Annotated in this window: 22 protein-coding genes and 1 tRNA gene; 15 read left to right on the forward strand and 8 right to left on the reverse strand. The window is 67.5% G+C overall.

What is annotated here, in order from left to right:
- Window positions 1-36: 36 nt before the first annotated feature.
- Window positions 37-1,299, reverse strand: coding sequence for a formylglycine-generating enzyme family protein (locus FHX60_RS03305; RefSeq protein WP_375790522.1), 1,263 nt, complete (start codon window positions 1,297-1,299; stop codon window positions 37-39).
- A gap of 257 nt (window positions 1,300-1,556) precedes the next feature.
- Between FHX60_RS03305 and FHX60_RS03310 the strand changes: the two genes are divergently transcribed.
- The 9 genes from FHX60_RS03310 to FHX60_RS03350 all read left to right on the forward strand — a co-directional run bounded on the left by FHX60_RS03310 (window position 1,557) and on the right by FHX60_RS03350 (window position 14,224).
- Complete coding sequence (locus FHX60_RS03310) at window positions 1,557-1,982, forward strand: DUF4399 domain-containing protein (protein WP_115687549.1); 426 nt, start codon at window positions 1,557-1,559, stop codon at window positions 1,980-1,982.
- Window positions 1,983-2,032: 50 nt separating this feature from the next.
- On the forward strand, window positions 2,033-2,461 hold the full coding sequence (locus FHX60_RS03315; protein ID WP_092307142.1) for a DUF4399 domain-containing protein: 429 nt from the start codon (window positions 2,033-2,035) through the stop codon (window positions 2,459-2,461).
- Window positions 2,462-2,764: 303 nt separating this feature from the next.
- On the forward strand, window positions 2,765-3,034 hold the full coding sequence (locus FHX60_RS03320; protein WP_092307144.1) for a hypothetical protein: 270 nt from the start codon (window positions 2,765-2,767) through the stop codon (window positions 3,032-3,034).
- 184 nt (window positions 3,035-3,218) lie between these two features.
- Entirely contained in the window at window positions 3,219-4,679 is a 1,461-nt protein-coding gene (locus tag FHX60_RS03325) for an efflux transporter outer membrane subunit (protein WP_183282542.1), read from the forward strand.
- 228 nt (window positions 4,680-4,907) lie between these two features.
- Complete coding sequence (locus FHX60_RS03330; protein ID WP_183282543.1) at window positions 4,908-7,580, forward strand: FHA domain-containing protein; 2,673 nt, start codon at window positions 4,908-4,910, stop codon at window positions 7,578-7,580.
- On the forward strand, window positions 7,577-8,959 hold the full coding sequence (locus tag FHX60_RS03335; protein WP_112774571.1) for a beta-barrel domain-containing protein: 1,383 nt from the start codon (window positions 7,577-7,579) through the stop codon (window positions 8,957-8,959). The genes FHX60_RS03330 and FHX60_RS03335 overlap by 4 nt, the downstream gene beginning before the upstream one ends.
- A gap of 78 nt (window positions 8,960-9,037) precedes the next feature.
- A complete protein-coding gene (locus FHX60_RS03340) occupies window positions 9,038-9,790 on the forward strand; it encodes a peptidylprolyl isomerase (protein WP_183282544.1) in 753 nt (250 codons plus the stop codon).
- Complete coding sequence (locus tag FHX60_RS03345; protein ID WP_183282545.1) at window positions 9,771-12,884, forward strand: peptidase domain-containing ABC transporter; 3,114 nt, start codon at window positions 9,771-9,773, stop codon at window positions 12,882-12,884. Before FHX60_RS03340 ends, FHX60_RS03345 begins: the two co-directional genes overlap by 20 nt.
- Entirely contained in the window at window positions 12,881-14,224 is a 1,344-nt protein-coding gene (locus tag FHX60_RS03350; RefSeq protein ID WP_183282546.1) for a sigma-54 interaction domain-containing protein, read from the forward strand. The genes FHX60_RS03345 and FHX60_RS03350 overlap by 4 nt, the downstream gene beginning before the upstream one ends.
- Before the next feature lie 13 nt (window positions 14,225-14,237).
- Here the strand turns inward: FHX60_RS03350 and FHX60_RS03355 are convergent, their stop codons facing one another.
- The 3 genes from FHX60_RS03355 to FHX60_RS03365 all read right to left on the reverse strand — a co-directional run bounded on the left by FHX60_RS03355 (window position 14,238) and on the right by FHX60_RS03365 (window position 16,668).
- Entirely contained in the window at window positions 14,238-15,014 is a 777-nt protein-coding gene (locus FHX60_RS03355; RefSeq protein ID WP_092307156.1) for a PP2C family protein-serine/threonine phosphatase, read from the reverse strand.
- Between the two features lie 65 nt (window positions 15,015-15,079).
- Complete coding sequence (locus FHX60_RS03360) at window positions 15,080-15,373, reverse strand: hypothetical protein (protein WP_092307158.1); 294 nt, start codon at window positions 15,371-15,373, stop codon at window positions 15,080-15,082.
- Between the two features lie 437 nt (window positions 15,374-15,810).
- The gene (locus FHX60_RS03365; protein WP_183282547.1) at window positions 15,811-16,668 is read right to left on the reverse strand and encodes a transglutaminase-like domain-containing protein; all 858 of its coding nucleotides are present in this window, start codon (window positions 16,666-16,668) and stop codon (window positions 15,811-15,813) included.
- Window positions 16,669-17,177: 509 nt separating this feature from the next.
- Between FHX60_RS03365 and FHX60_RS03370 the strand changes: the two genes are divergently transcribed.
- From FHX60_RS03370 to FHX60_RS03385, 4 genes are all read left to right on the forward strand, one after another.
- Window positions 17,178-17,414, forward strand: coding sequence for a hypothetical protein (locus FHX60_RS03370; RefSeq protein ID WP_112774575.1), 237 nt, complete (start codon window positions 17,178-17,180; stop codon window positions 17,412-17,414).
- A 25-nt stretch (window positions 17,415-17,439) separates the two neighbouring features.
- A complete protein-coding gene (locus FHX60_RS03375; RefSeq protein WP_183282548.1) occupies window positions 17,440-17,706 on the forward strand; it encodes a hypothetical protein in 267 nt (88 codons plus the stop codon).
- 501 nt (window positions 17,707-18,207) lie between these two features.
- Window positions 18,208-18,282, forward strand: a tRNA-Arg gene (locus FHX60_RS03380).
- Window positions 18,283-18,462: 180 nt separating this feature from the next.
- The gene (locus FHX60_RS03385) at window positions 18,463-18,705 is read left to right on the forward strand and encodes a DUF2188 domain-containing protein (protein WP_112774577.1); all 243 of its coding nucleotides are present in this window, start codon (window positions 18,463-18,465) and stop codon (window positions 18,703-18,705) included.
- A gap of 37 nt (window positions 18,706-18,742) precedes the next feature.
- Here FHX60_RS03385 and FHX60_RS03390 read toward each other — a convergent pair whose 3' ends face one another.
- Entirely contained in the window at window positions 18,743-19,075 is a 333-nt protein-coding gene (locus FHX60_RS03390; protein WP_012353408.1) for a DMT family transporter, read from the reverse strand.
- Between the two features lie 261 nt (window positions 19,076-19,336).
- On the opposite strand from FHX60_RS03390, the gene FHX60_RS03395 reads away from it, so the two are divergent.
- Window positions 19,337-19,855, forward strand: coding sequence for a hypothetical protein (locus FHX60_RS03395; protein WP_183282549.1), 519 nt, complete (start codon window positions 19,337-19,339; stop codon window positions 19,853-19,855).
- 20 nt (window positions 19,856-19,875) lie between these two features.
- On the opposite strand, the gene FHX60_RS03400 is transcribed toward FHX60_RS03395, so the two are convergent.
- Window positions 19,876-21,054 carry a benzoate/H(+) symporter BenE family transporter gene (locus FHX60_RS03400; RefSeq protein WP_183282550.1) on the reverse strand — a complete coding sequence of 393 codons (1,179 nt, stop codon included), beginning with the start codon at window positions 21,052-21,054 and terminating at the stop codon, window positions 19,876-19,878.
- A gap of 341 nt (window positions 21,055-21,395) precedes the next feature.
- Between FHX60_RS03400 and FHX60_RS03405 the strand changes: the two genes are divergently transcribed.
- A complete protein-coding gene (locus FHX60_RS03405) occupies window positions 21,396-23,330 on the forward strand; it encodes an ATP-binding cassette domain-containing protein (protein ID WP_112774580.1) in 1,935 nt (644 codons plus the stop codon).
- A gap of 800 nt (window positions 23,331-24,130) precedes the next feature.
- On the opposite strand, the gene FHX60_RS03410 is transcribed toward FHX60_RS03405, so the two are convergent.
- Window positions 24,131-24,274 carry a hypothetical protein gene (locus FHX60_RS03410; protein ID WP_165835100.1) on the reverse strand — a complete coding sequence of 48 codons (144 nt, stop codon included), beginning with the start codon at window positions 24,272-24,274 and terminating at the stop codon, window positions 24,131-24,133.
- On the reverse strand, window positions 24,271-25,482 hold the full coding sequence (locus tag FHX60_RS03415) for an MFS transporter (RefSeq protein ID WP_112774581.1): 1,212 nt from the start codon (window positions 25,480-25,482) through the stop codon (window positions 24,271-24,273). Before FHX60_RS03415 ends, FHX60_RS03410 begins: the two co-directional genes overlap by 4 nt.
- Between the last annotated feature and the right edge of the window lie 36 nt (window positions 25,483-25,518).

A 25,518-nucleotide genomic window follows, 5' to 3' on the forward strand; every position in this document is an offset into this window, starting at 1 on the left:
GCTCCGCGCACTTGCGCTTCACGCCGCAGCGGCTTCCTACTTCATGTCGCGTGCCACGCGAAAGCCGTTCTGCGATTGCCGCACGCTCGGGCTGTACTTGAAGCGCGTCGACGACACCATGTAGCTGGCGCCTTCGCGCCACGAGCCGCCGCGGATGACACGCGCCCCGCAGGCGTTCTCGTTCCATGCGCGCCCGTCGGTGGGCGCGCCCTTGTACGAGCTGTGCCAGCAATCGGCGACCCATTCCCACACGCTGCCATTGACGTCATGCAGGCCGTAGGGGTTGGCCGCGAACGAGCCCACCGGGGCCGGCGCATCCTGGCTCCACGGATCGCCGCAGTCCTTGCAGTTGGCATTGCCCTTGCGCATCTGGTCGCCCCACCAGTAAGTGCTGGCACTGCCGCCGCGCGCCGCGTATTCCCATTCCGCCTCGGTGGGCAGCCGGTAGGTCTTGCCGGTGGTCTTGCTGAGCCACGCCACGTACTGCTGCGCGTCGTCCCAGCTGACGTCGCGGACCGGTGCGTTCTTCGCGCTGTCGGCGAGGGTGGGAATGCGCTGGCAGCCGCCGGCGTCGGCACAGGCGTTCCATTGCTCGACCGTGACTTCATAGCGGCCGATGGCAAAGGGCTGGCCGATGGCGACCTGATGCGGCGGCTTTTCGGCCGGGTCGCTGGCGTTGCTGCCCATGGTGAAGCTGCCCGCCGGCACCGTGACCAGCGCCGGGCAGGCCGGGCAATCGCGGATCTCCGCAGTGCGCAGCGTGGTACTGACCACGCCGTCGCCCGCCGTGCCGGCGCGCGGCGCCGCGGCCGGTGGCGCCGGTGCGGGCGCTGAAGGACGCGCGGCCGCGGGCGCGGCCGGCGCAGCCTTGGCCGGGGGTGCCGAAGCCGTGGCTGGCGCCGGGGATCGCGAGGCCTGTCCGCCGGCCGTGGCGCCGGCGCGTGGCTGCGGCGCGGGCGCCTGCGCCTTGGGCGCGGGGGCGCTGCCCGCCAGGCGCTCGAGCCGCGCCCTGGCCAGTCCCGCGAATCGGCCGTTGGGGTACTGCTTCAGGTAGGCCTCGTAGTCGGCGGCGTAGTTGCTGTTCTTGATCGATTCCCAGAAGCTCAGCTCATACTGCTCGTCGGTGTTCTTCGGCATGATGCCGGCGAGCAGTGTCTGGGCTTGCGCCGGTTCGCCGGCCGCGGGCATTGCCGTGGCGAGCAGCGCCGCCGTGACGGCCATCGGGATCATCGCAGCCACGCGTACCACTGGTAGGTTGCGCCACATCTTCACACCTCGCTGGAGCCGCCGCGATTCCATTGCATGCCGTAGTCGCCGGCATGCGCTGGGCACCTTGGGGTGTGGCCAGGACGTCGACCGGCTTGCTTCAAGATAGCACAGCACGTGTGGATGCGGCGGAGCATTGCCGGGTCCCCGCCGCACGCCGGGGTCGCCTTTTCCGCGCTTGCGTTCTAACCTGAATGACGAATCGCCGAGCGCTGACCAACAAGCAACAACAAGGGGCTTTCGGGACAACGTGATCGGGTTTCGGGATAGATCTCGGGGAGGCGACGCGCATGTCCAGACGATTCCTGCTCCGCCTGCTGGCGGCCGCCACGCTGGCCGTGGCGCCTTCGCTGTCGTTGCCGACGGCAGCCCCGCCCAACGCCGAGGTTTATATCATCTGGCCATACGACGGCGCTGTCATCGGCGGCGGCAAGTTCTGGGTGCGCATGGGTCTGCGCAATATGGGCGTATGCCCCAAGGGCGTCGAATCGCCACGCTGCGGACACCATCACCTGCTGATCGATACCGAGCTGCCACCGCTCGACAAAGAAATCCCTTCGGACAAGAACCACCTGCACTTCGGCGCGGGCGAGACCGACGCGCGCATCGAACTGCCGCCGGGCAAGCACACGCTGCAATTGCTGATGGGCGACGCCAGGCACGTTCCGTTCGAGCCGCCGATCTATTCGAAGAAGATCACCATCACGGTGAAATAGCGACGCAGCGCGCGCCGGCGCAGGCCGATCAACAAACAGGGGAGAGCGCCATGTCCCGACTACTTGCCGCGGCTGTCTTCGCCGTCAGCCTGTTGCTGTCCGCGTGGGTGCAGGGCGGCCCCACGGCTGCGCCGCCCAATGCCTATCTGTATATCGGCTGGCCCAATGACGGGCAGACCCTGCCCGCCGGCAAGCCGTTCAAGGTGTGGTTCGGGCTGCGCAACATGGGGGTGGCGCCCAAGGACGTCAAGTTTCCCAATACCGGGCACCATCACCTGCTGATCGACGTGGAGCTGCCGCCGATGGACAAGGAGATTCCCAACGACCGCAATCACCTGCATTTCGGCGCGGGCGAGACCGAGACCATGATCGAGCTGGCGCCGGGCAAGCACACGCTGCAGCTGCTGATGGGCGATGACAAGCACATACCGACCAACCCGCCGGTGTATTCCAAGCGCATCACGATCTACGTGAAGTAGGTCGCAGCAGGCAGGCTGGCGACCTGGCGCGGAATCAGGCCAGGTTGTTGGCCCGCTCCCAACACGCATCCTCCCATCTGTTGGCGGCCTCCCGCCACCAGGCCCGCGCGTCAATCGCGACGCAGTCCTGCCGGGCCATGGGCCGAGAACGAAAAACCCCCGTGTTTACAGGCACTTCAGCCATCTGGCCCGGCATCGCGGGCGCGCTGGCACGGTCCCTGCGTTTGTCCCTCCCGAGCGCGACACCAACCCGATGCTCGAACCCCAAGCCCAAGGCAACACCTTCCTCTACCGGAGACCATCATGACCAAGCTGACCCTCACCGACCTGACCACCGCCGAAACCCTGGACCGCAAGGGCATGCACGCCGTGCGCGGCGGCCGCGCGCTGATGCCGTTCGTGGCCGTGTTCCAGCCGCTGAACCTGTCGATCGACAAGAGCATCACCGCCGTGCAGGAAATCGCGCAGATGCAGTCGGTGACCAACCTGAACGGCAACGGCTCGGCCTTCCTCGACCATGTCCGTTCGCATGTGGATACCAACCAGAACGCCAGCAACAATATCTATCGTTGAGAGGATGGTTGAGATGGCGCAGCGCCGCGGGGGCGTCCCCGCGGCGCTTTTGCCGACCCCGTGCCGATCGGGGTTGGAGCGCGCGCCCGCGCGCACCACAATACAGACAGACGCGGCGGCCCCGCTGTACCGGCGAACCGGTACAGCCCTTGCCGACCGCCGCCGTCGCACGCAGGAACACATCGTGCCCGCATTCTCCCTTGCTCCGTCCCTGCTGGCGGTGATTCGCGCGCCGCGCCGTGCAGCCTGGCTTGCCGCGCTCGCGGGCCTGGCGCTGCTGGCGGGTTGCGCCGATTTCCGACCGCCGGTGTACCAGCGCCCGGAAACGCCGGCCAAGGCCGAATGGTCGCGCCAGGACTCGATCACGGTATCGCCGTCCGAAGCGGTGCAGCCCAACTGGTGGCTGGGCTTCAAGGACCCGTACCTGAACCAGCTGATCGAGCGCGCGCTGGCCGGCAACTTCGATATCAAGGTGCTGGCGGCGCGCATCCGCGTGGCCAGCGCGCAGATCGGCGAGGCCCGCGCCGGCGGGCTGCCGGTGATCGACGTCGGCGCCGGCGCAAGCTTCGACAAGAGCACCGGGCAGAAGTCCACCTGGACCTATAACGCCGGGGCCCAGCTGAACTGGGACATCGATATCTGGGGCAAGGTCGAGAAGGGCGTGCAGGCGCAGGCCGCCGAGTTCCGCGCCACCGAGGCCGACTGGCGCGCCGGCTACCTGACGCTGGTGGCCAATGTCTCGACCACTTACTTCCAGATCCTGCAGTTCGACGAGCAGATCGAGCAGCAGTCGCGCACCGTGGCCAGGAACGGGCAGATCCTGTCGACCTACCAGGCCATGTACCAGAACGGGCTGGTGCCGAAGATCCGCGTGATGCAGCAGCAAGCCGAAATCAACCGGTTGAACAAGGACCTGCTCGAGCTGCGCCGTTCGCGCGATGTGGCGGAGAACGCGCTGGCGACGCTGGTGGGCGTGCCCGCCGGCAGTCTCAAGGTGCCGGCAGGGCGGCTGCAGGAGCGCGTGCAGCCGCCCCCGGTGCCGGCGGGGCTGCCGTCGCAGCTGCTGGCGCGGCGCCCGGACGTGGTGGCGGCGGAATATCGCGTGCTGGCCGCCTACAACATCGTCGGCCAGGCGCGCCTGGCGCAGCTGCCCAGCATCAGCCTGACCGCGCGCGGCGGCACTGCCAGCTTCGCGTTGAGCGACCTGCTCAAGTCTTTCACCTTCGGCTTCATGCCGAGCATCAACCTGCCGATGCTCGACCCGGGCGTGCGTGCGCGGGTGAAGACCACCGAGGCGCAGGTGGGCGTGGCGGAAAACGAATATGGCCGCACCGTGATGACCGCGTTCGAGGAAGTCGAGACCGCGCTGGTCAACGTCGACGCCCACAAGAAGCAGCGCATCGAACTGCAGCAGCAGGTGGAACAGCTGCGCGTGGTATCCGCGCAGATCGAGGCGCAGCTGAAGGAAGGCGTGGTCTCGCAGCTCGAAGTGTTCGAGACCGAGCGCTCGCTGCTGGCCGCGCAGCTGCAGTTGTTGGCGGTCCACCAACAAATCCTGGGCGACACCATCACGCTCTACAAGGCGCTGGGCGGCGGCTGGCCCGAGGCCGATGTGCGCAACACCGCCCTGAATCCGCCGCAGTAAGTGGTGCCCGCGATGCCGCCCCCGCGCGAAGGTGATGCCGGCGCAAGCAACGCGTTGCGCAACCCCGGCGCGCGCGCCGGCCGCCGGCCTTGTCCCGATGCCGCAGCCACGCCAACCACGCGTGCCGCGGCCGATTGACTAGCCTAGGCCGTCGCCTACTATGTTCTTAGTCGCTTCATCCCCCCTGGCCTGCCGCCGCGGCAGCCGCGCTGTTGGCTCGCTGGAAACATGGCTCCTGACGAAGCACTGATCATGGAAATGCCGGTGAAAATGGCCCAGGGATCCGCACGGGACCTCGCGCAGCACGCGGCGCAGGATATGGCGCAGGATGTGGCGCAGGAATTCGACGTATTCCTCACGCCCGTGGCGCGCCCCGAGCTCGGCGAAATCCGCATCGACGAAGCGCTGTTCGCGGTCGGCCGCAGCGAGCTGCCGTTCGCCACCTACCCGGAAGCACTGGCCGCACCGCTGTCGCGGCGCCATGCGCGCATCTTTGCCGAGCATGGCGCGGTCTATGTGGCGGACCTCGGCAGCAAGAACGGCACGCGCGTGAACGGCGTGGCCGTGGCGCGCCAGCCGGCGCGGCTCGGCGATGGCGATGAAGTCGCGTTCGGGCCGATGCTGTCGTTCCGGGTGCGGCTGTCGCCGCGCGCGCCGCAGCCCGAGCCGCCGCGCGTGGCGCTGACGCTGGTGCCGGAACGCCATGACGTCGGGCTGCAGCCGCTGCACGTGGAGCAGTTCCCGTACCTGATCAGCAAGGGCGACGAGGCCTTCGCGCGCTTTCGCGACAGCTATCCGCACCAGGTCAACTACCTGTCGCGGCGCCATGCGCATATCTACCTCAAGGGCGGCATTCCCTTCGTCGAGGACCTTGGCAGCACCAATGGCACCTTCGTCAACGGCAAGCGCCTGGCCGACCACGGCGTGCCGCTCGACGATGGCGACCTGATCGCGTTTGGCGGCAACCACTTTGTCTACCAGGCGCAGGTGCGGTACGACGGCGCCGGCGATGCCACGGCGACGCGTTCGCTGCTGCAGCCTCCAGACACGCCTGAGACGCCTGACACGCCCGGCACGCCCGCATCGTCTGCCGCCGTGGCTGCCACCATTGCCACGCCGCCCGCCCGCGACGACGGCGACCGCACCACCTTTGTCGGCGCGCCCGATTCCTTCCTCGACATTTTCTGCGTCGACTACGCCGCCCACCAGGAGGACGAGGTCAACAGCGAAGCCGAAGCCCAGGCCGCGGCAGCGACCGCCGCCGGCGACGGCACGCGGCGCCCGCGCGGCCGTGCCGCGCTGCTGCTGGCGGAAGGGGCCCGGCGGTTCGGACTGGACCAGCCGGCGCGCACGCGGCGCGCGGCGCGCTGGGGCGGGGCCTTGCTGCTGCTCGTGCTGGTGACGGGCGCCGCGGTCTACTGGCGTGGCGCGCCGGAGCGCGCGGTGCAGTCGCGCTTTGTCGCCGGCGACCACGCCGGCGCGGCGCAAGCGGCCGACAGCTACTTGGCGCGACATCCCGACGACATCGAGGTCCAGGCCATCGGCACCGAAGCCCTGTTGCGTGCCTACGTGCCCGACTTTGCCGCCAGGCTGAAGGCCGGCGACATGGCCGGCGCCGATGCGGTGCTGGCGCGCCTGCGCCAGCTCAGCACGCACAACGCCGAGGCGCGGCCGCTGGTGGCCGAGCTCGACTGGATCGGCAGGCTCGAGCGCTTCACCGCGCCGCGCGGCGCCGATGCGCCAATCCGGCTCTACGCCGACGAAACGCCGATGCGCCAGCTGCTGGCGTACTGGAACCAGGACACCGCCACGCACCAGCGCGCGCTCGGGCGCATCGCGGCCGACGTGCCGGCGTTCCGCGACCTGTATGCCGATGCGCTCAGCGATGTGCGCCGGCTGCAGAACGACGCCTCGGTCTATCTGGCGGCGATCGACCGGCTCAATGCCACCATCGCTGCCGAACTGGGCCGCGATCGCCCGGAGGCGTTGCAGCCGGTGCTTGCAGAATACCGCGACAAGTATCCGCGCCTGGCCGGCCTGGAGCGGCTGCAGTCGGACCTGGATCGCTACACCGGCCTGCTGCAGGCGTTGCGCGCGCGCCGGCCGGGGCAATTGGTGGCCCGGCTCGCCGACAGCCGTTTCGCCACGCCGCCGTTCCAGGCGCAGCTGGCCAGCCTGGGCGCGCGGCTGCCGCCGCCCGAGGTGGCGCGCGCGTACGCGAACGCAGCCCGGGCGTGGCAACGCGGCGACAGCGGCGCCGCGCTGGCCGCGCTCGGGCAGATCCGTGGCGGGCCGTGGGCCGACGACCTCGCGCGCGACCTGGCGCACAAGCAGAAGGTCGCGGCGCAGTACGCCGCGTTGCAGTCCGCGCGCGGCGGCCGTGGCTACGAGGACCGCCTGCTGGACTTCTACGCCATGCTCGAGGCGGAGGAGGACGGCTACTTCGCCAAGGCGGTCGAGGCGGATGTCAACGGCGTGCGCGACAGTGCCCTGCGGCGCGCGCGCGAGCTGATGGCGAGCGCGCTCGCGGCGTGGAAGCAGTATCGCGCCAACGGCGTGATCGGCGGCGAGCAGCGGCTCGAGCCCGGTATCTCGCCGAAGTTCCGCGCGCAGGCGCGGCTGCTGTCGCAGGCGCAGGACGACGCGCGCCAGGGCATGCGCATCTTCACACAACTGCGTGCCGGCGAAAGCGCCGACCTGGCGCAACTGGCCAAGGTCGAGCTGGAGATCCGCGCCGAGGCGGAGCAGCAGCGGCACGCGCTGCGCGAGCTGGGCACGGTGCTCGATCCAGCGGTGCTCAAGGCCAAGCTCGAGCTGATCGGCGGTGAAGACACCGGCAAGGCGCCGGAATCCGCGGCCGCGGCCGCGGTCCCGCCACCGGCGGCAGTGGGGAAGCCATGAAGGACGATGCCCGCCACGCCGGCCTCAAGCCACTGTCCGAGGCGCTGGAAGACCACAGCGCCGAAGGCATCGGCCTGCTCAGCGCCGAGCCGTCGCGGCTGGGGCTGCTGACCATCGTCACCACCTTCGCGCTGGTGTTGTGCGGGCTGGTCTGGTCGTTCGTCGGCCATGCCGATGTCATCGTCACCGCGCAGGGCACGCTGGCGCCGGAGTCGGAGGTGCGGCGCTTCTATGCCCCGGTGGACGGCGAGCTGGCCGACCTTTACGTGGCGGAAGGGCAGCCCGTGTCCAAGGACGATGTGCTGGCGCGCCTGAATGCGCGCGGCGCGATCGAGGCCGCCGCCAACGCGCTGGAGGCGCAGCTCAAGCTGGAAGACTCCGAACGCGAGTGGAAGCAGTTCCCTGACAAGAAGGCGCTGATGGAACGCCGCGCGGCGGCGCTCAAGCAGCAGATCGACGTGGCCACGCGCCAGCACGAGACCCGCATCGCCGAAGGCACCACGCGGCTGGCCGAGCAGCAGCGCGCCCAGTTGCAGGAAGCGCGCAGCAACCTCGACAACGCGCGGCGCGCGCGCGAGTTCGCGCGCCAGGAGCAGGACCGCTATGCGCGCCTGCTGGCGCTGCCCGGCGGCGGCGGGGTTTCGCAATCGCAGGTCGACGCCAAGCGTGCCGCGGCGCAGGACGCGGAGAACAGCCTGCGCGTGGCGCAGTCGCGCCTGGGCGAACTGGAGGCGCGCCTGGGCCGCGAGCTGACCCAGGCCAGCTCCGAGCTGGAAAGCAGCGGCCAGGACCTCGCGGGGCTGCGCGTGCAATATGACGCGGCGCTGCGCGAGATCGCCAATACCGAGGACAAGCTGCGCCTGCAGGTGCAGACCGCCCGCCTGGTGGCGGACGCCGCCGCGCGCATCCGCTTCGAGAATATCGACAAGGACAACTTCCTGCTGATCCTGGCGCCGGTGTCCGGCGTGATCACCGACGTCACCTCGACCCAGCGCGGCGACAAGGTGCAGGCCAATACGCCGCTGGGCGGCATCGCGCCGAAGGATGCGCGCCCGGTGGTGAAGATCGTGATTGCCGAGCGCGACCGCGCCTTCCTGCGCGAAGGGCTGCCGGTCAAGCTCAAGTTCAATGCGTTCCCGTACCAGCGCTACGGGATCATCGATGGCACGCTCGAGTTCATCTCGCCCGCGACCAAGCCGGGCGGGCCTGACAAGCAGCCGGTCTACGAGGGCCGCGTGCGCCTGGCGCGCGACTATTACACCGTGGCCGACAACAAGTACCCGCTGCGCTACGGCATGACCGCCACGGCGGAGATCGTGGTGCGCGAACGGCGCCTGATCGACCTCGGGCTCGATCCCTTCCGCGAGGTGGCGGGCTAGCGCCGCGGTCGCACACTGGAACAGCATCTGGACAGCCTTGGCGCGCCGCCGCGCCAGGCCGCCAAAGGAGTCGTAAAAATGACTGGCATCGTGCGTATCGACGACGAGGTGCTCGGGGTCGAGGAATTCGTGCGCCTGCTCAAGCTGACCGGGCAGTTCGAAGGACTGGTCGAGCAGATCGTGCGCGACAAGCTGACCGTGCACGCCGCCAGGCGGCAGGGGCTGGTGGTCACGCCCGAAGAGATCCAGGAACGCGCCGACCAGTTCCGCCGCGTGCAGGGCCTGCATCGCGCCGCCGACATGAACCACTACCTGGATGCGCTCAATGTCAGCCTGGACGAGTTCGAGGCCTTCATTACCGACAGCCTCTATCAGGAGCGGATGATGGCGCAGGTGTGCAGCGACGCGGCGGTGCAGGAATACTTCGCGCTGAACTCGCCGCGCTTCGACAGCATCGAGGTCAGCCATATCGTGGTCGACAGCGAGGGCAAGGCCAGGGAGTTGATCTCGTACCTGCAGGACGACCCCGACGCCTTTGCCGAGATGGCGCGCGAGCACTCCATTGCCGACACGCGCGAGCGCGGCGGCGAGATCGGCAAGGTGCTGCGCGGCTCGCTCAAGACCGAGATCGAGGCCAAGGTCTTCAACGCCGAGCCGGGCGACCTGCTGGGGCCGTTCCCGGCCGCCGACCGCTCGTTCTTCGAGGTCTTCCTGGTGCGCGCCAAGCACCCGGCCGCGCTCGACAGCGAGGTGGCGGTCGAAGTGCGCCGCCTGCTGCGCGAGGACTGGCTGATGGCCAGGGCGCAGGAACATGTCATCGAAGCCCGCTAGCGAGGCCGGACCGGCCGGCGCCGCCACCGCCGCGCCGCAGCCGCCGGGAGCGGGCCCGGCGCTGGCCGCTTTCCTGGCGTCGGTCGAAATCCTGTCGGTCCTGACCCCGGAAGAACTGGCGCGCCTGGCCGACGCCGCGCAGGTGCTGAGCTTTGGCTTTGGCGACACCGTCTGCAATGCCGGCGAAACCGCGCCGGGCCTGTTTATCGTCAAGTCCGGCTCGGTGCGCGTGTTCAACGAGGAGCACGGCAAGGAAATCAGCATGGGGGTGCGCAAGGCAGGCGAGGTCTTTGCCGATCTCGCGCTGCTGCGCGAGTACCGGCACGAGTCGTCGGTGCGTGCCTCGGGCAAGACCGAGTTGCTGATGATTCCGCGCACCGTCAGCGAGCCTGTGGTGGCGGGCAACCCCGCGGCGCTGGCCTTCATCACCAGCTATGTCGCGATCAGTTCGGCCGGCGGCTTTGTCGCGCGGCTGTTCGACCTGCGCGGCAAGCTCGACAAGCAGGAACTGGAAGACGCGGTGCGCAGCGTCGGCGTGAAGCGCGTGGCGGCCGGCCGGGAAATCCTGAAGCAGGACGGACGCGAGGACCGGCGCCTGTACGTGGTGCGCCAGGGCACGGTGCGCATCGTGCGCAGCGAAGAGGACAGCGAGTTTCCGCTGGCGACGCTGGGCCAGGGCGATATCTTCGGCGAGCGCGCCTGCGTGATGCGGCAGGAGCAGCTCGCGTCGGCCATTGCCGAGACCGACGTGCGCCTGCTGGTGATTCCCGAGAAAACCGTACAGCTGATCCTCGAGCGCAATCCGCGCCTGCGCGAGGTGCTCGAGGAGCGCATCCGGGTGCTGGACCGCGAGCTGCATCGGCAAAAGAAGCTGGCCGAGCGGCGCAAGCGCCCGGTACTGCTCGACCTGGCCTCCCGGCCCGAGCTGGGCGAGAAGCTGATCCGCCGCTTCGCGCTGGTGGAGCAGGCCGAGGAAATGGATTGCGGCGCGGCCTGCCTGGCGATGATCTGCCGGCACTACGGCATCCCGATGACGCTGGGCAAGCTGCGCGAACTGGCCAACGTCACCACGCAGGGCGCCACCCTCGACAGCCTGGCGCGGGCGGGGGAATCGCTGGGCTTCACCACGCGCGGGGTGCAATGCACGCGCGATTCGCTGATGGGCTTCGAGCTGCCGTTCATCGTCCATTGGGAGGGCTACCACTACGTGGTGGTGTACGGCATCTCCGCGCGCTGGGTCTGGGTGGCCGACCCGGCCATCGGCTTCCGCAAGATGAGCGCGGAGGAGTTCGAGCGCGGCTGGAGCGGCACCTGCCTGCTGTTCGCGCCGGGCGAGAGCATGACGCAGCTGTCGGTGCAGCGCTCGCCGTGGCTGCGCTTCATCGGCTACCTGGCGCCCTACAAGAAGATCCTGGCGCACCTGTTCCTGGCGACCTTCGTGATCCAGATGCTGGGGGTGGTGCCGCCGCTGATCATCCAGAACATCCTGGACGGCGTGGTGGTGCACCAGAACGTCGGGCTGCTGCACCTGCTGATCGCGGGGCTGATCATCTCTAGCGTGTTCTCGCAGCTGATGTCGACGATCCGCGCGTACCTGGCCAACTTCATGGTGCGCAACATGGATTTCGCCATGATGTCGCACTTCTTCCGGCACACGCTGTCGCTGCCGCTGTCGTTCTTCGCCAAGCGCAAGACCGGCGATATCTTCGCGCGCTTCCAGGAGAACCAGACCATCCGCGCCTTCCTGACCGAATCGACGGTGACCACGGCGCTGAACCTGCTGATGGTGTTTATCTACTTCACCATCATGTTTCTCTACAACGTCAAGCTGACGCTGCTGCTGATCGCCTTCGTGATCCCGATCGCCGCGCTGACGGTGGTGGTGACGCCGCGCGTCAAGACCTATGCGCGCGACGTCTTCGCGACCTCGACCGATGCCAAGGCCTACCTGATGGAGACGCTGGGCGGCGCCGAGACCGTCAAGGGCATGGGCATCGAGCGCCCGGTGCGGCTGCGCTGGGAGCGCAAGTACACCAAGGCGCTGGAGTCGCAGTACAAGGCGCAGCAGTTCCATATCCTGGTGGGGCTGGCGAGCCAGCTGCTCAATGCCGCCACCACCATCGCGGTGCTGTGGGTGGGCGCGACGCTGGTGCTGGAGCGCGAGCTGACCATCGGCCAGCTGATGGCCTTCAACGCCTTCATGGGCAGCGTGCTGGCGCCGCTGATGGGACTGGTGGCGCTGTGGGGCCAGCTCAACGATGCCGGCGTGGCGATGGAGCGGCTGGGCGACGTGCTCGACCTGGAGCCGGAGCAGAAGCCGCAGGACGTGCTGTCGCGCGTGATGCTGCCCGACCTGCAGGGCGAGATCGTGATGAAGGACCTGTACTTCCGCTACGGCGGCGAAGACACGCCTTATGTGCTGGAGAACATCAGCTTCACCATCCGGCCCGGGGAGATGGTGGCCATCGTCGGGCGCAGCGGCTCGGGCAAGACCACGCTGGCAAAGCTGCTGGTGGGTTTCTACAAGCCCACCGAGGGTTCGATGACGGTCGACGGCTACGACCTGAACGTGATCGACGCGGCGTTCTACCGCGCCCAGGTGGGCTACGTGATGCAGTCCAACCTGCTGTTCTCCGGCACCATCGCCGAGAACATCGCCTGCGGCGACGACAGCCCCGAGCGGCGCCGCATCGAGGAAGTCGCGCGCATGGCCGACGCGCATGCCTTTATCAGCAAGCTGCCGCTGGGCTACGAGCAGGTCGTCGGCGAACGCGGCATCGGCCTGTCGGGCGGGCAGATCCAGCGGCTGTGCATTGCGCGCGCGCTGTACCACGACCCGCGCCTGCTGGTGTTCGACGAAGCCACCTCGGCGCTGGATACGCAGTCCGAGAGCAACATCCTGGCCAATATGCAGGAAATCCTGCGCGGGCGCACCGCGGTCATCATCGCGCACCGGCTCAGCACCATCATGCAGGCCGACAAGATCCTGGTGCTGTATGAGGGCGCCATCGTCGAGCAGGGCCGGCACGAGGAACTGCTGGCGCGCAAGGGCATGTATTTCCAACTGGTGCAGAAGCAACTGAGTGCCGCATGAAGCTATACAACCAGGGTGCCACCCCCGTCTCGGTGACTTCGCCGGTGTCGTTCGCCGGGCTGATCGAGAAGATCGAGATCCTGCGCTCGACACTGCGCTGGGCGTCGAAGCTTGACCGGCCCGAGATCGAGAAGCTGCTCAAGCAGGCCACCACGCTGCGCGACGAGGTGATGGGCCTGTCGCACAAGGAGCGCTTCGTGCAGGCGGCATCGTCGGCCGAAACCGCGGCCGGAGCCACGGCGGGGGATGCGCCGCCGCCGCCGGAGGTCGAACGCCTGCCGCGCGAGCGCCGCCAGGCGCTGATGGAGCGCAGCTTTATCTTCGAGGGGACCTTCGGCGACAACCCCCGGCTGCTCGAGGCGCTGGAAATCGCCGAGAAGGCCGCGCCGACCGACCTGCCGGTGCTGATCGACGGCGAAAGCGGCACCGGCAAGGAGCTGATGGCCAAGGTGATCCACGCCAACGGCGCGCGCACCGACAAGCCGTTTATCTCGGTCAACTGCGGTGCCATTCCGGATAGCCTGCTCGAATCCGAGTTGTTCGGGCACAAGAAGGGCGCCTTCACCGGCGCCAGCAACGACCGGCGCGGCAAGTTCGAGAGCGCGCATACGGGCACCATCTTCCTGGACGAGATCGGCGAACTGCCGCTGACCGGGCAGGTCAAGCTGCTGCGCGTGCTCGAGGCGCACGAGATCCAGCGGGTCGGCTCGGACGAGATCATCTCGGTCGATGCGCGCATCGTCGCCGCGACCAACAAGGACCTGCGCCGGATGAGCCAGGCCGGCACCTTCCGCGAGGATCTGTTCTATCGCCTGAGCGTGATCCACGTCAGCCTGCCGGCGCTGCGCGAGCGGCGCGACGAGATCCCGCTGCTGGTGTCGTACTTCAGCGACGAGGCCGCCGGCATGCTCCGGCGCGCGCCGGTCAGGCTGACGCCGCGGCTGCGCGACTTCCTGCTGCACTACGACTACCCCGGCAATATCCGCGAACTGCGCAACCTGCTGTACCGGCTGAGCTGCCTGGCCGGCGATACCGCCGACCTGCCGCACCTGCCGCAGGACATCCGCCCGAAGCCCGCCGCGCTGGCGGTGGTCGGCGCCGGCGCATCCGGCGCGGACATCGCCATGGCGACCTCGCTGAGCGAAGCCAAGCGCGCGGCCAGCGACGAGGCCGAGCGCGCCTTCCTCGAGCGCGGACTGCAGGAGGTGGGAGGCACGGTTGCCGAACTGGCGCGGCGCTTCGACATGAACCGCTCGCACCTGCAGATGCTGCTGAAGAAGCACGGCATCCACTCGAAGGACTTCCGCGCCAGCCGGCAGGCCGAAGCCGGCAAGGGCTAGGGCGCGGCGGGCTTCAGGCGTCGAGCTCGGGGTTGACCAGGGTGCGGTCCGATCCGCAAGGGTCGGCGGCGCGCAGCACCACCACCGAGATATTGTCGCGCCCGCCCGCGTCGAGCGCCTTGTGCACCAGCGTCAGCGCGGCCTGCGCCACGTCCTGCTGCGCCAGCACCGCGGCAATCTCGTCGTCGTCGACCTCGTTGCTCAGGCCGTCGCTGCACAACAGGTAGACATCGCCGTCGGCCACGTCGGTCAGCAGCTGCTCCGGCGCCAGCGTCGGCGCCGCGCCGACGGCGCGCGTGATGGTGTTCTGCGCGGGATGGTGGCGCGCCTGCTCCGGCGTGATCAGGCCGCGCGCGAGCAGGCGCTCGACCTGGTTGTGGTCGCGCGTCAGGCGCGCCAGCTGGCCGCCGCGCAGCCGGTACAGGCGGCTGTCCCCAGCCCACAGGCAGGCACAGCGGCTGTCGCCGGCCAGCAGGACCACCACCGTGCTGCCGATGCAGCGCACGCCCAGGCGCGCGGCTTCGTCGACCAGCGCCAGATTCACGCCCTGCAAGGCCGCGCGCGCGGCGTCGATGCGGTCTTCCAGCCGCGCTTGCGGCGGCAGCGCTGTCAGCGCCCGTACCACCGCCTGGCTGGCGAAATCCCCCACGGCATGGCCGCCCATGCCGTCGGCCACGGCCCACAGTTCCTGCCCGGGCAGGTCCAGGCAAGCGTCCTCATTGCGCTCACGCACGCGCCCGACGTCCGTGCACGCCGCCGAGGTCCACCGGAAATGCGAGTCGAAACCCAATCTGGCCTCCGCTGCGATCCGCAACGCTCCACGCCAGCGCCTGCCGGCGCCCGGGTCCGGCCGGATCAGACCAGCCTGCCGTCGTTCCTGGCACCCTGGTCGCCCCGGACATTGATGTTGGCGTTTGGCGCGTTGTTGCGGATATCGATGTTCTGGAACTGGTTGTTTATCTGATCAGCATAGAAGCTGTAGTTGATCTCGTAAAAGTTGATCACCGTGCCGAGCGGCGCCGGCGACGACGCCACGAACGGGCGGATCCAGCCGAACACCCACTGTCCACCCGCGCCGCGTACGCGCGCCATGGCGGCGGGAGCCAGTTCGCGGCAGCCGGCAAGGTCATTGATCGAGAGGGTGGCCATATGCGGTCTCCGGTGGAAGGCGCCGATGCGCCGGGGGCGGTACGGGTGGTTGAGCAAGCGGCGTGCCACTGACGGGTAGCGGAACGGCTCAGGCCCTGATCCGGGGCCTGGCGCGGGTTCCGGGCAGGGCGGGGACCAGCCGCCACTTGCAGCCGGCGCCGCCGCGTTGGCTGCGCGCCGACACCCTGGCATGCCGGTGTCGGTCAACACCCACCACCGCGGCGGCGCCGGGCCGCGGGCGTGCGGATTTCGATATGCTCCGCCCGTCTCCAGGATCACCGCGCCCGCGGCTTCCGCTCCTGGCAGTCCTGTCCCTCGCCGTAGTTAACGGTGCGGCATCGTTCGTCGACGAGGCCATGGAACCGATTGCAGCCTACGAAGATGGGTATGCCGCCATGGAAATCGAAGGGATGAAAGGCCAAGCGCGCTAATATCGGTTACCAGGTAGAAATGGCGCTTGTAGTTGCAAGTGGCAGGTCAATCCCGGCAGTCGGGTCGGCCATTGGCTGGATCTCGATAAAAGGCCGTTTCGACTCAACCTTACCGAAGATGGCGGCAAATGGAATGTCGGCGGCATCCCGGCCGGTGCCGATGCGCAGCAGACCGGTCGGAATGGACACCCCCGACGGATCGAGCAGGTACCAACCGCCTGACAGGAACACCTCGACAACCGCGTGAAAGTCCGGCGCGCCCAAGGTCGGATCCGCGCCATAGTCCACGCTGCTGGACATACGGGCGGGAATACTCAGGGCGCGGCAGATCGCGATCATCAGGTGGGAAAAATCCCGGCATACGCCAGTGCGCTCGACAATCGTATCGATTGCCGAGGTGCACTCATTGGTGGATCGCGAAAGAAAGCGCACATGGTTGCGCACCCACTCCCGGATTGCATACACGCGCGAATAGCCGGGGCGCATGCCGCCAAACTCGCGCATGGCGAATTCCATCATGCGGTCGGATTCGCAATACCGGCTCGGCGCCAGGTATGAAAGTACATCGAAGGGGAGATCGGCAACGGGTACCTCCGTGAGTGACATGCCGTTGTCCAGGCGATGGTCGATGTCCACCACGGCTTCATAGCGGATGGCCAGCGGGCCCTTGGTCGCACGTATCCTCAGCAGGCGGTTGCAGAGTGGATCCGTGTGGCGAGCGGCGTAAACCGGAGGCGTGAGCGCCAGACGCTCGGAGACAACGGACTGTCTTGCAGTCTTCGCAGCTTCGATAATCAACAGAAAGTCTGCCGTGGAGTCCAGGATCTCGTAGGACAGGTTCACCGAGTACCGAAGGCGATTCATTTCTGACCTCGTGTCGACATGGAAGCGGAGACGCTGTCTGCCGCGAGAACGGCGCTGGTCATCCAGTTCAGTCTAGCCCCACAAGGGGACGAGCGGTCCGCGTCTGCGGGGCACCGCAGATACGCGAGGCGGCGCCTGCCTGAACACTTTGTAAGTGGGTCCCGGGCGGTGTGCATGCCCCACCTATACTATTGAGCTAAGCGTTGCAGAAGCTACGCGCTGCTGGTCGCCTGTCACTCCTTGCCGGGACATCCACTCGATGACGTCTTAGGGCTGGTGAGTCCGGAAGTTACTCATCGGGACTCCGGAAACCCATGTATTCGATGCCTGGCGAGAAAACCTTCTCCGCGGACCGACGTGAGGAAAATGCCGTAACTGGTCGGCGGCACAAACGGTCGCCTTGCACTGTGGCGGCAGAATGCGCAATTCGCGCCGGTCACATCACCTTCAATCCTTACTGAGTCGAGTATGCGGCTGACAAACACATTCTTGGAAGATTGAAGACGGCTATGGATCGCGTGACAGAGTATCGTGGGTTCGATATCCATGTCGATCTCCATATGACATCTACGGACATGTTTGACGTCTGGTTCCAGATTGAAGGACCTATGCGTCCCCCGGGCGTCGCAGCGATTGGCAAGCGAATCAAGGTCTTTGGCGGGCCTTACACCAAACGTTGGGCTTACCTCGTGGCGGAACTGGCTGGGCGGGCTGCCGTGGACGTTGTTCTTGGGCCGGATGAATGAGAGGCGGCCCAGGTGGAGGTCGGATATGCAAAGACGCGTCACGATTGGCGAGTATCATGTGTTGATCGAAGCCGAGCAACACTTAGGTCCCACCCGGTTGGCAGGCGCGCTTGACTACGTAGTACGCTACTCGATCACTCGGGCGGATTGCCGGCCCATCAGAAGCGATCTGCACAGCGTACATTCCTACGATCTCATTGACGGCACCGACTACTTTCACAGCGTCAATGCGGCGCTTGACTATGGCGAGGCAAAGGCTCGCGATGACATTGCCACCTTGTCGGCAAAGTAAATCGAATACACTCCGGCATATCCGCGTGTGCTCGGTGCTTCGATTCATCCATGCAGATGGTATAACGCCGGCGCCGGCCAGCTTGGTAAGCATGTACTCTTCATTCGACTGAGGTACCACCGGCCGGCCTGACTCTTAGCGCACGTTGCGGTAGTCGGTAATCCAGTCGGCGATCGACCCGCTGCCGCGGTGGCGGGCGTTTCCAGTCCGAGTTCCGCTTCGCGCGCCCAGGCTTGTGCCGCTGCCTTGGTGCGAAAGGTTTTTGATATACTCCGGCCCTGCTTCCGGATCTGGGCGCGCCAGCGTTCCACGATCTTGAGGATCGACGCCATAAGGCCTGTCTCCCTGTAGCAAATCTGTAGCACGCGGTGCGTGAGCCAGGATGCTATGAGGTGACATGGAATGACAGTTGTGACGTCGGTCTCATACCCGGAAACCCGCGCCGGATAAGGCAAAGCCGCTTCCGGTAAGGGTTCCTGGTCAATGGGAAGAATCTATCCCCTCGCCGTAGTTCAATGGATAGAACGAGCGCCTCCTAAGCGCTAGATACAGGTTCGATTCCTGTCGGCGGGACCACCGATCCATTTGGCATCGGTCTGCCAAGATCCTTCCTCCCGCATCATTCCAGGGTTTTCAGCGGCATTATCGCCTGCCGTATCTCATGCTCCGCTGTTGCAAATCCGCCTTGTCGGACAAAATCCGATACCGACCAGGGGGCCGACTGCAGATACTCACTGCGTCAGCTTTGGAGCAGCCATGTCGGACGTTCACGTTTTGCGGATCGAGGGACTTCAGTGGGTGGTGGAACGCGCGTGCGGCAGCGAGGGCCGTCTGCTCTTCCCCAACCGGGAAGCGGCCATCGCGGCCGGCACGGCGAAGGCTGAGGAAGACCGCGTTGACCTGATCGTCCACACGCGCGATGGCCGCGTCGGCCGGCGCATCTCCTTTGGCAAGGACAAGGTCCGAATGCACCCATCATGCGCTCGTCCGCGCGAATGATTCGCGTTGCTCGCGCCAGGCGCGGCCTTCCCGCGTTTCAGTGCGCGCTGGTCTTGGAAAACAGCTGGATCACCGCCACCCCGGCAATGATCAGCCCGATCCCGACACAGGCTGCCAGGTCCGGCACCTGCCGGTACAACACCACCGCGATCAGCGATACCAGCACGATTCCCGCGCCGCTCCAGATGGCATAGGCGATGCCGACCGGGACGGTGCGCATCACCAGCATCAGCAGATAGAAGGCGGCGACGTAGCCGGTGACCACCAGCACGCTGGGCAGCAATCGGGTAAAGCCCTGCGAGGCTTTCAGGCTGCTGGTGGCGATGACCTCGGCGACGATGGCGAGGGCGAGAAGCAGATATCCGTTCATGGCAATGCAGAAGAGGCTGGCCGGCAATGGGCCTGAGCCGGCATCTTAGCGTCCCGCGCATGTTGCGCCAAAGCCGCGTCCCTCCCATGCGGTGGTTGTGCGCGGCGGCAAGGGCGGGGTTGAATGTGACGCTCAGAACTACAACAAGCGCGTCCACGCTGGCCTGCGGCAACAGGGTCGCCCAGACAGTCGCGGTAGTTTTGCCAGACCAGGCCGGCACGAGACGCGATGCCGGCGGCGGCCACGGGATAGGGGAGCGGTATGCAGCACACTGGCATCGACGGCGCGGCCATGCCGGCATCGTCGGCAACATCGGGGTCGGGGGACACGGCCATCGCGCCGGACGCCAATCCATGGCAGGACACCATTGCGGCGGCGGACCACGCGCTGGAAGAGGCCGCGCGCATCCAGCGCGGCGTGCAGCACAACCTGAAGCTGATGCATGACGTGCGGGCGCTGCGTGAAGAGCTGCGCAAGGCCCATGCGGAGATCGACCGCTACCGCGGCATGCATGCGCGGGTGCTGGTGGGCATGCGCCAGCTCGAGGAAGAGCACGCCAGCGCGATAAGCCGGCTGCATGCCGACAACGAGATGCTGCGGGTGCGGCACCGGGTTTACCGGCTGCTGGGCGAGCACTACGCGCGCGTGGCGCTGCGGCTGGATCCGCAGACCTTTGCCGATGACCGCGACCGCGTGTTGCAGCACATCCTGTTCCAGCGCCGCAAGGGTGTGCCGCCCGAAGAGATCGGCCTGTCCGACCTGGCTTTCCTGCTGCTGTAGTTTCCGCGCCGGACCTGCCTTCAGGCTGCCCGGGGGCGCAGCACGTGGTAGGCGAGCATGCCGCCCACCACGCCCCAGAACGCCGAGCCGATGCCGGCCAGGGTCATGCCCGAGGCGGTGATCATGAAGGTCAGCAGGGCGGCTTCGCGCTCGGCCGGGGTTTGCATGGCGACGGTCAGCCCGTTGGCGATCGAGCCCATCAGCGCGAACGCGGTCACGCCGACCACCAGCGCCTGCGGGAAGGCGGCGAACAGCGCGGCAATGCTGGCGGCCAGCGTGCCCGCGACCAGGTAGCCGACGCCGCAGACCACGGCCGCGGTATAGCGGCGGTGGCGGTCGGGATCGGCCTGCGGGCCGGTGCAGATTGCGGCGGTGATGGCCGCCAGGTTGATGCCGTGCGAGCCGAACGGCGCCAGCGCGGCCGAGGCCAGCCCGGTGACGGTGATCAGGCGCGAGGCCGGCACGTGGTAGCCATCGGCCTGCAGCACCGCCAGCCCGGGGATGTTCTGCGACGCCAGCGCGACGATGAACAGGGGTATCGCCAGGCTGACGAAGGCCGGCATCGAGAACGCCGGCGTGGTCCACACCGGCACGGCAAGTTCCAGCCGCACGCCGGAGAAATCGAGCTGCCCGAGCACCCCTGCCACCACCACGCCGGCCAGCAGCACCCCCGGCACCGCATAGGCCGGCCACAGCCGCCGCCCCAGCAGGAAGGCGGCGAACATCGCCAGCAGCAGCACGGTCTGGTGCTGCGCCTGCACGAACACGTCCACGCTGATGCGGAACAGGATGCCGGCCAGCAGCGCCGAGGCAATGCTGGCCGGCAGGGCGCGCATCAGCCTGTCGAACCAGCCGGTCATGCCGGCCGCGGCCATCAGCAGCGCGGCCAGCAGGAAGGCGCCGATCGCCTCGGCATACGGCACGCCGGGCAGGCTGGCGATGAGCAGCGCCGCGCCGGGCGTGGACCACGCCACCACGATGGGCACGCGCAACGCCAGCGACAGGCCGATGGTGGTGATCCCCATGCCGATCGACAGCGCCCAGATCCACGACGAGATCTGCGCGTCGGTCAGGTGGGCCGCGTGTCCCGACTGGATCATCAGCACCAGCGAACTGGTGTAGCCGGTGAGCGTCGCGACCAGCCCGGCGACAAGCGCCGACACGGACAGGTCGGAAAGTTTGAGGGAGGCGGTGGTCATGGGACGGGCAGCTGGCACTTGGGTACGGCCGCCATCTTCGCACGAGTGCCTTGGCCGTACCAATTTGGCCCGGTTCGCCGCGGCCGCGGCGCGGCAGCTGCCGTTGACGGGGCTTTCCCTTACGGACTTGTCCGACTGGAGCGGGGCGTGGGCGATTGTTATGCTGGTTCCGTGCCTTGCGAGCAGGGCACCGAGGAGAGACTCTTGGGCCCGCAGTGCGCGGGCCCTTCTTTTTTGCCCGGCCGGCTCCCGCTGCCGGTCGTCTACAATGCGGGCTGCCGCCGGGCGCGCCCGTGCCGCCGGCCCGTCCCTTCTTTCCTCGCTGTCTCGCCTTCCTTCCCATGGCCCTGTTTTCCATCACCGACGCCCAGCTTGCCTTCGGGCACGTGGCCCTGCTCGATCACACCGACTTTGCGCTGGAGGCCGGCGAGCGCGTGGGGCTGATCGGGCGCAACGGTTCGGGTAAATCCTCGCTGCTGAAGATCGTGGCCGGGCTGTCGGCGCCGGATGACGGACTGATCGCCCGCCAGAGCGGCGTGACCAGCGCCTACGTGCCGCAGGAGCCGCAGTTCGAGCCGGGCATCACCGTGTTCGACGCCGTCTCCCAAGGCATGGGCGACGCGCACGACTTGCTGGTGCGCTACGAGGCCGCCGCCGACCGCGTCGCCGAGCACCACGACGACGAAGCGGCGCTGGCCGAACTGCACCGGCTGCAGTCCGAGCTCGACGCCGCCGGCGCATGGCAGCTGCGCACCCGCGTGGAAACCACGCTGGCCCGGCTGGGGCTGGATTCGCACACGCGCGTCGACGCGCTCTCGGGCGGGCTGCAGAAGCGCGTCGCGCTGGCGCAGGCGCTGGTGGCCGAGCCCGACATCCTGCTGCTGGACGAGCCTACCAACCACCTCGACGTGGAGGCGATCCGCTGGCTGGAAGACCTGCTGCTGCAGTTCCGCGGCAGCGTGCTGCTGATCACCCACGACCGCGCCTTCCTTGATCGCGTGGCCACGCGCATCGTCGAGCTGGACCGCGGGCGGCTGGTGTCCTTCCCTGGCAACTTCGCCGCCTACCAGGCGCGCAAGGCGGAGATGCTGGCCGCCGAGCAGGTCGAGCAGGCCAAGTTCGACAAGCTGCTGGCGCAGGAAGAGGTGTGGATCCGCAAGGGCGTGGAAGCGCGCCGCACGCGCAGCGTGTCGCGCATCCAGCGGCTGGTGGCGATGCGCAACGAGCGCGCCGCGCGCCGCGAGGTGCAGGGCAATGTCAGGCTGGAGGTGTCGCAGGCCGACCGCTCCGGCAAGATCGTGGCCGAGCTGACGGACGTGAGCAAGGCGTATGGCGACAAGGTGGTGGTGCGGGATTTCACCGCCACCATCATGCGCGGCGACAAGGTCGGCCTGATCGGCCCCAATGGCGCGGGCAAGACCACGCTGCTGCGGCTGATCCTGGGCGAGCTGGCGCCGGACAGCGGCACGGTGCGCAACGGCAGCAATTTGCAGGTGGCGTACTTCGACCAGATGCGCACCGCGCTCGACCTGGAGAAGTCGCTGGCCGACACCATCAGCCCGGGCAGCGACTGGGTCGAGGTCAACGGCCAGCGCAAGCACGTGATGAGCTACCTGGGCGACTTCCTGTTCGCGCCTGAGCGCGCGCGCTCGCCGGTCAAGTCGCTGTCGGGCGGGGAGCGCAACCGGCTGCTGCTGGCGCGGCTGTTCGCGCGCCCGGCCAATGTGCTGGTGCTGGACGAGCCCACCAACGATCTCGACATCGACACGCTGGAGCTGCTGGAGGAGTTGCTGCAGGACTACGGCGGCACCGTGTTCCTGGTTTCGCACGACCGCGCCTTCCTCGACAACGTGGTGACCTCGACGCTGGCCGCGGAAGGCGATGGGGTCTGGCGCGAATCGGTGGGCGGGTATTCCGACTGGGTCGAGCAATCAGCGCGCAGCGCCGCGCTGCAGGCGGCGCGCAAGCCGGCGGAGCAGAAGGTGGCGGAGCCGGCCAGGGGCAAGGACACGCGCGAGGCGCGCGGGGCCAACCGGACGGTCAAGCTGTCGTACAAGGAGCAGCGCGAGCTGGATGGCCTGCCCGAGCGCATCGCCGCGCTTGAGACCGAGCAGAAGACGATCTCGGCGCAGCTGGAGGATGGGTCGCTGTATGTCAGCGATGCCGGCAAGGCGGCTTTGCTGGCGACACGGCATGATGAGATCGAGATGGAACTGCTGGAGGCGCTGGAGCGCTGGGAAGTGCTGGAGGGGAAGTCGAAGGGGGAGGGGGTATAAGGGCTTATTTGAAGCAGCGATGTCGGTTTTGGTGACATGCTCGCGGTCGTTGAGCCGCTGTGGTGCCAAATGGTGACATGCTGTTGGCTTTTGAACCGCCTGGTTCCGCCCTGCTGGGCGGGTCACTTTTTGGCCGAGCGCCAAAAAGTAACCAAAAAGCGCGTTTACTGCCCTGCGGGCGGCATGTCTTATCGTAGTGTGCGTTGGGGTTTTCGTACGGGGCTTTGCTTCCTCACATAGCTAGACTGCCTGCCGCGGTGGTGCGCGATGGTGACAGGGGCGTTGAAGTGTGGGTTGAACGAGCCCAGAGCGCGGAGTGGCCCCTGCTGCTGGCCTTGTCGTAGGAACGCCTACGGCTGCGCTGCGCGCTGGCCCAAAACGGCAAGACTGCCTCACTGGTCGCGCGCCGCAATCGCCAAGCGAGCGCAGGGATGCATCCCGTGCCAGAGCCCACGCGCTGCGATACTGTCCGCGCGCAGCGCAGCCGAAGGCGTCCCGGCGTTGACGCCTGCAGCAGGCGGCCTACGCCCTGCATGGGGATCGTTCAATAGTGGGTCGACGTAGGCACTATCCCAGACTCACCTGGCGTAGCAGGTTCGAACCACCAGCCACATCGAACGGAAATCACCGCCGCGCGAACCAGCAACGCCGCCAAATTGATAGCCAGCCGCTTAGGCGACGCGTTTTTTGGTCACTTTTTGGCGCTCGGCCAAAAAGTGACCCGCCCAGGAGGGCGGAACCACGCGGTTCAAGCGCCGACAGCATGTCACCAACAGCGACAAAACCGCCGACACTACCCCTCACCCACACCAAGCCAACACCATATTCGTCAGATCCACCACAAACCCCGGCCGCAGATACCCCACGAACCCAAGCGCCAGCACCCCGGCCAGCAACGCCAGCCCGGCTGCCTTCGCCATGCGCGCCTGGGTCGTGCTCGTCATGCCGCCGCCGGCTGCGCCCGCACCAGCGCTTGCTCGCGGATCGGCAGGTTGACCAGCGCGGCCACCAGGCCCAGTGCGATCGCGATCAGCCACACCGTGTTGTATCCGCCGGTGCGGTCATAGAGGTAGCCGCCCAGCCACGCGCCGAGGAAACTGCCGATCTGGTGCGAGAAGAACACCACGCCCGACAGCATCGACAGGTATTTCACACCGAACACCTGCGCGATGATGCCGTTGGTCAGCGGCACCGTCGACAGCCACAGGAAGCCCATCACCGCCGCGAACACCCAGGTGCTGGCCACCGTCAGGGGCAGCAGCAGGTAGGCGGCGATCACCACCGAGCGCGCCAGGTAGATAGACGCCAGCAGGTAGCGCTTGGGCAGGCGCTGGCCCATCGCGCCGGCGGTATAGGTGCCGAAGACATTGAACAGCCCGATCAGCGCCAGCGCCACCACTGCCACCTTCGGATCGGTCAGCCCTTGGTCCTTCAGGTACGGCGCCAGGTGCACGCCGATAAAGACCACCTGGAAGCCGCACACGAAGTAGCCCAGCGTCAGCAGCTGGAAGTTGCGGTTGCCGAAGGCTTCATGGATGGCCTGGCCGATGGTCTGGTGGTGGCCTCCGGTGTGGGCGGCTTCGCGCGGCTCGCGCAGGGTCAGCGCCAGCGGCAGCATCACGCAGGCCATCAGCGCCATCACGTACAGCGCGTTCTGCCAGCCCAGGCCGGAGATCAGCCCCTGCTCAACCGGGATCATCAGGAACTGGCCGAACGAGCCCGCCGCGGCGGCAATGCCCATGGCCCAGACCCGCTTTTCCGGGCTGGCCACGCGGCCGATCACACCGTAGACGATGCTGTAGGTGGTGCCGGACTGGGCGATGCCGATCATCACCCCGGCGCCGGTGGCGAAGGCGGTGCCGCTGGTCGCCAGCGCCATCACCACCAGCCCGGCCACATACAGCGCCACGCCCACCAGCATGATGCGCAGCGCACCGAACTTGTCGGCCAGGGCCCCGGCGAACGGCTGGCTGGCGCCCCACATCAGGTTCTGCAGCGCCAGCGCAAAGGCAAAGGTCTCGCGGTTCCAGCCGTGCGACTGCGTGATCGGCAGGTTGAACAGGCCGAAGCCGTGCCGGATGCCCATCGAAAGCGTGACCAGCAAGCCACCGCACACAAGCACGGTGGTCAGGGAGAGTTGTCGGTTCTGCATGTCTTGGCTCGGTGTGCGGCGGCCGCGCCGGGTGAG

Source organism: Cupriavidus alkaliphilus, from assembly GCF_014191175.1.
GTDB classification, from domain to species: Bacteria; Pseudomonadota; Gammaproteobacteria; order Burkholderiales; family Burkholderiaceae; genus Cupriavidus; species Cupriavidus alkaliphilus.

What these genes read in the sequence shown, in the direction of transcription:
- FHX60_RS03305 (WP_375790522.1), bottom strand. Translation starts at nt 1,299, where the DNA reads ATGGAATCGCGGCGGCTCCAGCGAGGTGTGAAGATGTGGCGCAACCTA.
- FHX60_RS03310 (WP_115687549.1), top strand. Translation starts at nt 1,557, where the DNA reads ATGTCCAGACGATTCCTGCTCCGCCTGCTGGCGGCCGCCACGCTGGCC.
- FHX60_RS03315 (WP_092307142.1), top strand. Translation starts at nt 2,033, where the DNA reads ATGTCCCGACTACTTGCCGCGGCTGTCTTCGCCGTCAGCCTGTTGCTG.
- FHX60_RS03320 (WP_092307144.1), top strand. Translation starts at nt 2,765, where the DNA reads ATGACCAAGCTGACCCTCACCGACCTGACCACCGCCGAAACCCTGGAC.
- FHX60_RS03330 (WP_183282543.1), top strand. Translation starts at nt 4,908, where the DNA reads ATGGCTCCTGACGAAGCACTGATCATGGAAATGCCGGTGAAAATGGCC.
- FHX60_RS03335 (WP_112774571.1), top strand. Translation starts at nt 7,577, where the DNA reads ATGAAGGACGATGCCCGCCACGCCGGCCTCAAGCCACTGTCCGAGGCG.
- FHX60_RS03340 (WP_183282544.1), top strand. Translation starts at nt 9,038, where the DNA reads ATGACTGGCATCGTGCGTATCGACGACGAGGTGCTCGGGGTCGAGGAA.
- FHX60_RS03345 (WP_183282545.1), top strand. Translation starts at nt 9,771, where the DNA reads ATGTCATCGAAGCCCGCTAGCGAGGCCGGACCGGCCGGCGCCGCCACC.
- FHX60_RS03350 (WP_183282546.1), top strand. Translation starts at nt 12,881, where the DNA reads ATGAAGCTATACAACCAGGGTGCCACCCCCGTCTCGGTGACTTCGCCG.
- FHX60_RS03360 (WP_092307158.1), bottom strand. Translation starts at nt 15,373, where the DNA reads ATGGCCACCCTCTCGATCAATGACCTTGCCGGCTGCCGCGAACTGGCT.
- FHX60_RS03365 (WP_183282547.1), bottom strand. Translation starts at nt 16,668, where the DNA reads ATGAATCGCCTTCGGTACTCGGTGAACCTGTCCTACGAGATCCTGGAC.
- FHX60_RS03370 (WP_112774575.1), top strand. Translation starts at nt 17,178, where the DNA reads ATGGATCGCGTGACAGAGTATCGTGGGTTCGATATCCATGTCGATCTC.
- FHX60_RS03375 (WP_183282548.1), top strand. Translation starts at nt 17,440, where the DNA reads ATGCAAAGACGCGTCACGATTGGCGAGTATCATGTGTTGATCGAAGCC.
- FHX60_RS03385 (WP_112774577.1), top strand. Translation starts at nt 18,463, where the DNA reads ATGTCGGACGTTCACGTTTTGCGGATCGAGGGACTTCAGTGGGTGGTG.
- FHX60_RS03390 (WP_012353408.1), bottom strand. Translation starts at nt 19,075, where the DNA reads ATGAACGGATATCTGCTTCTCGCCCTCGCCATCGTCGCCGAGGTCATC.
- FHX60_RS03395 (WP_183282549.1), top strand. Translation starts at nt 19,337, where the DNA reads ATGCAGCACACTGGCATCGACGGCGCGGCCATGCCGGCATCGTCGGCA.
- FHX60_RS03400 (WP_183282550.1), bottom strand. Translation starts at nt 21,054, where the DNA reads ATGACCACCGCCTCCCTCAAACTTTCCGACCTGTCCGTGTCGGCGCTT.
- FHX60_RS03405 (WP_112774580.1), top strand. Translation starts at nt 21,396, where the DNA reads ATGGCCCTGTTTTCCATCACCGACGCCCAGCTTGCCTTCGGGCACGTG.
- FHX60_RS03410 (WP_165835100.1), bottom strand. Translation starts at nt 24,274, where the DNA reads ATGACGAGCACGACCCAGGCGCGCATGGCGAAGGCAGCCGGGCTGGCG.
- FHX60_RS03415 (WP_112774581.1), bottom strand. Translation starts at nt 25,482, where the DNA reads ATGCAGAACCGACAACTCTCCCTGACCACCGTGCTTGTGTGCGGTGGC.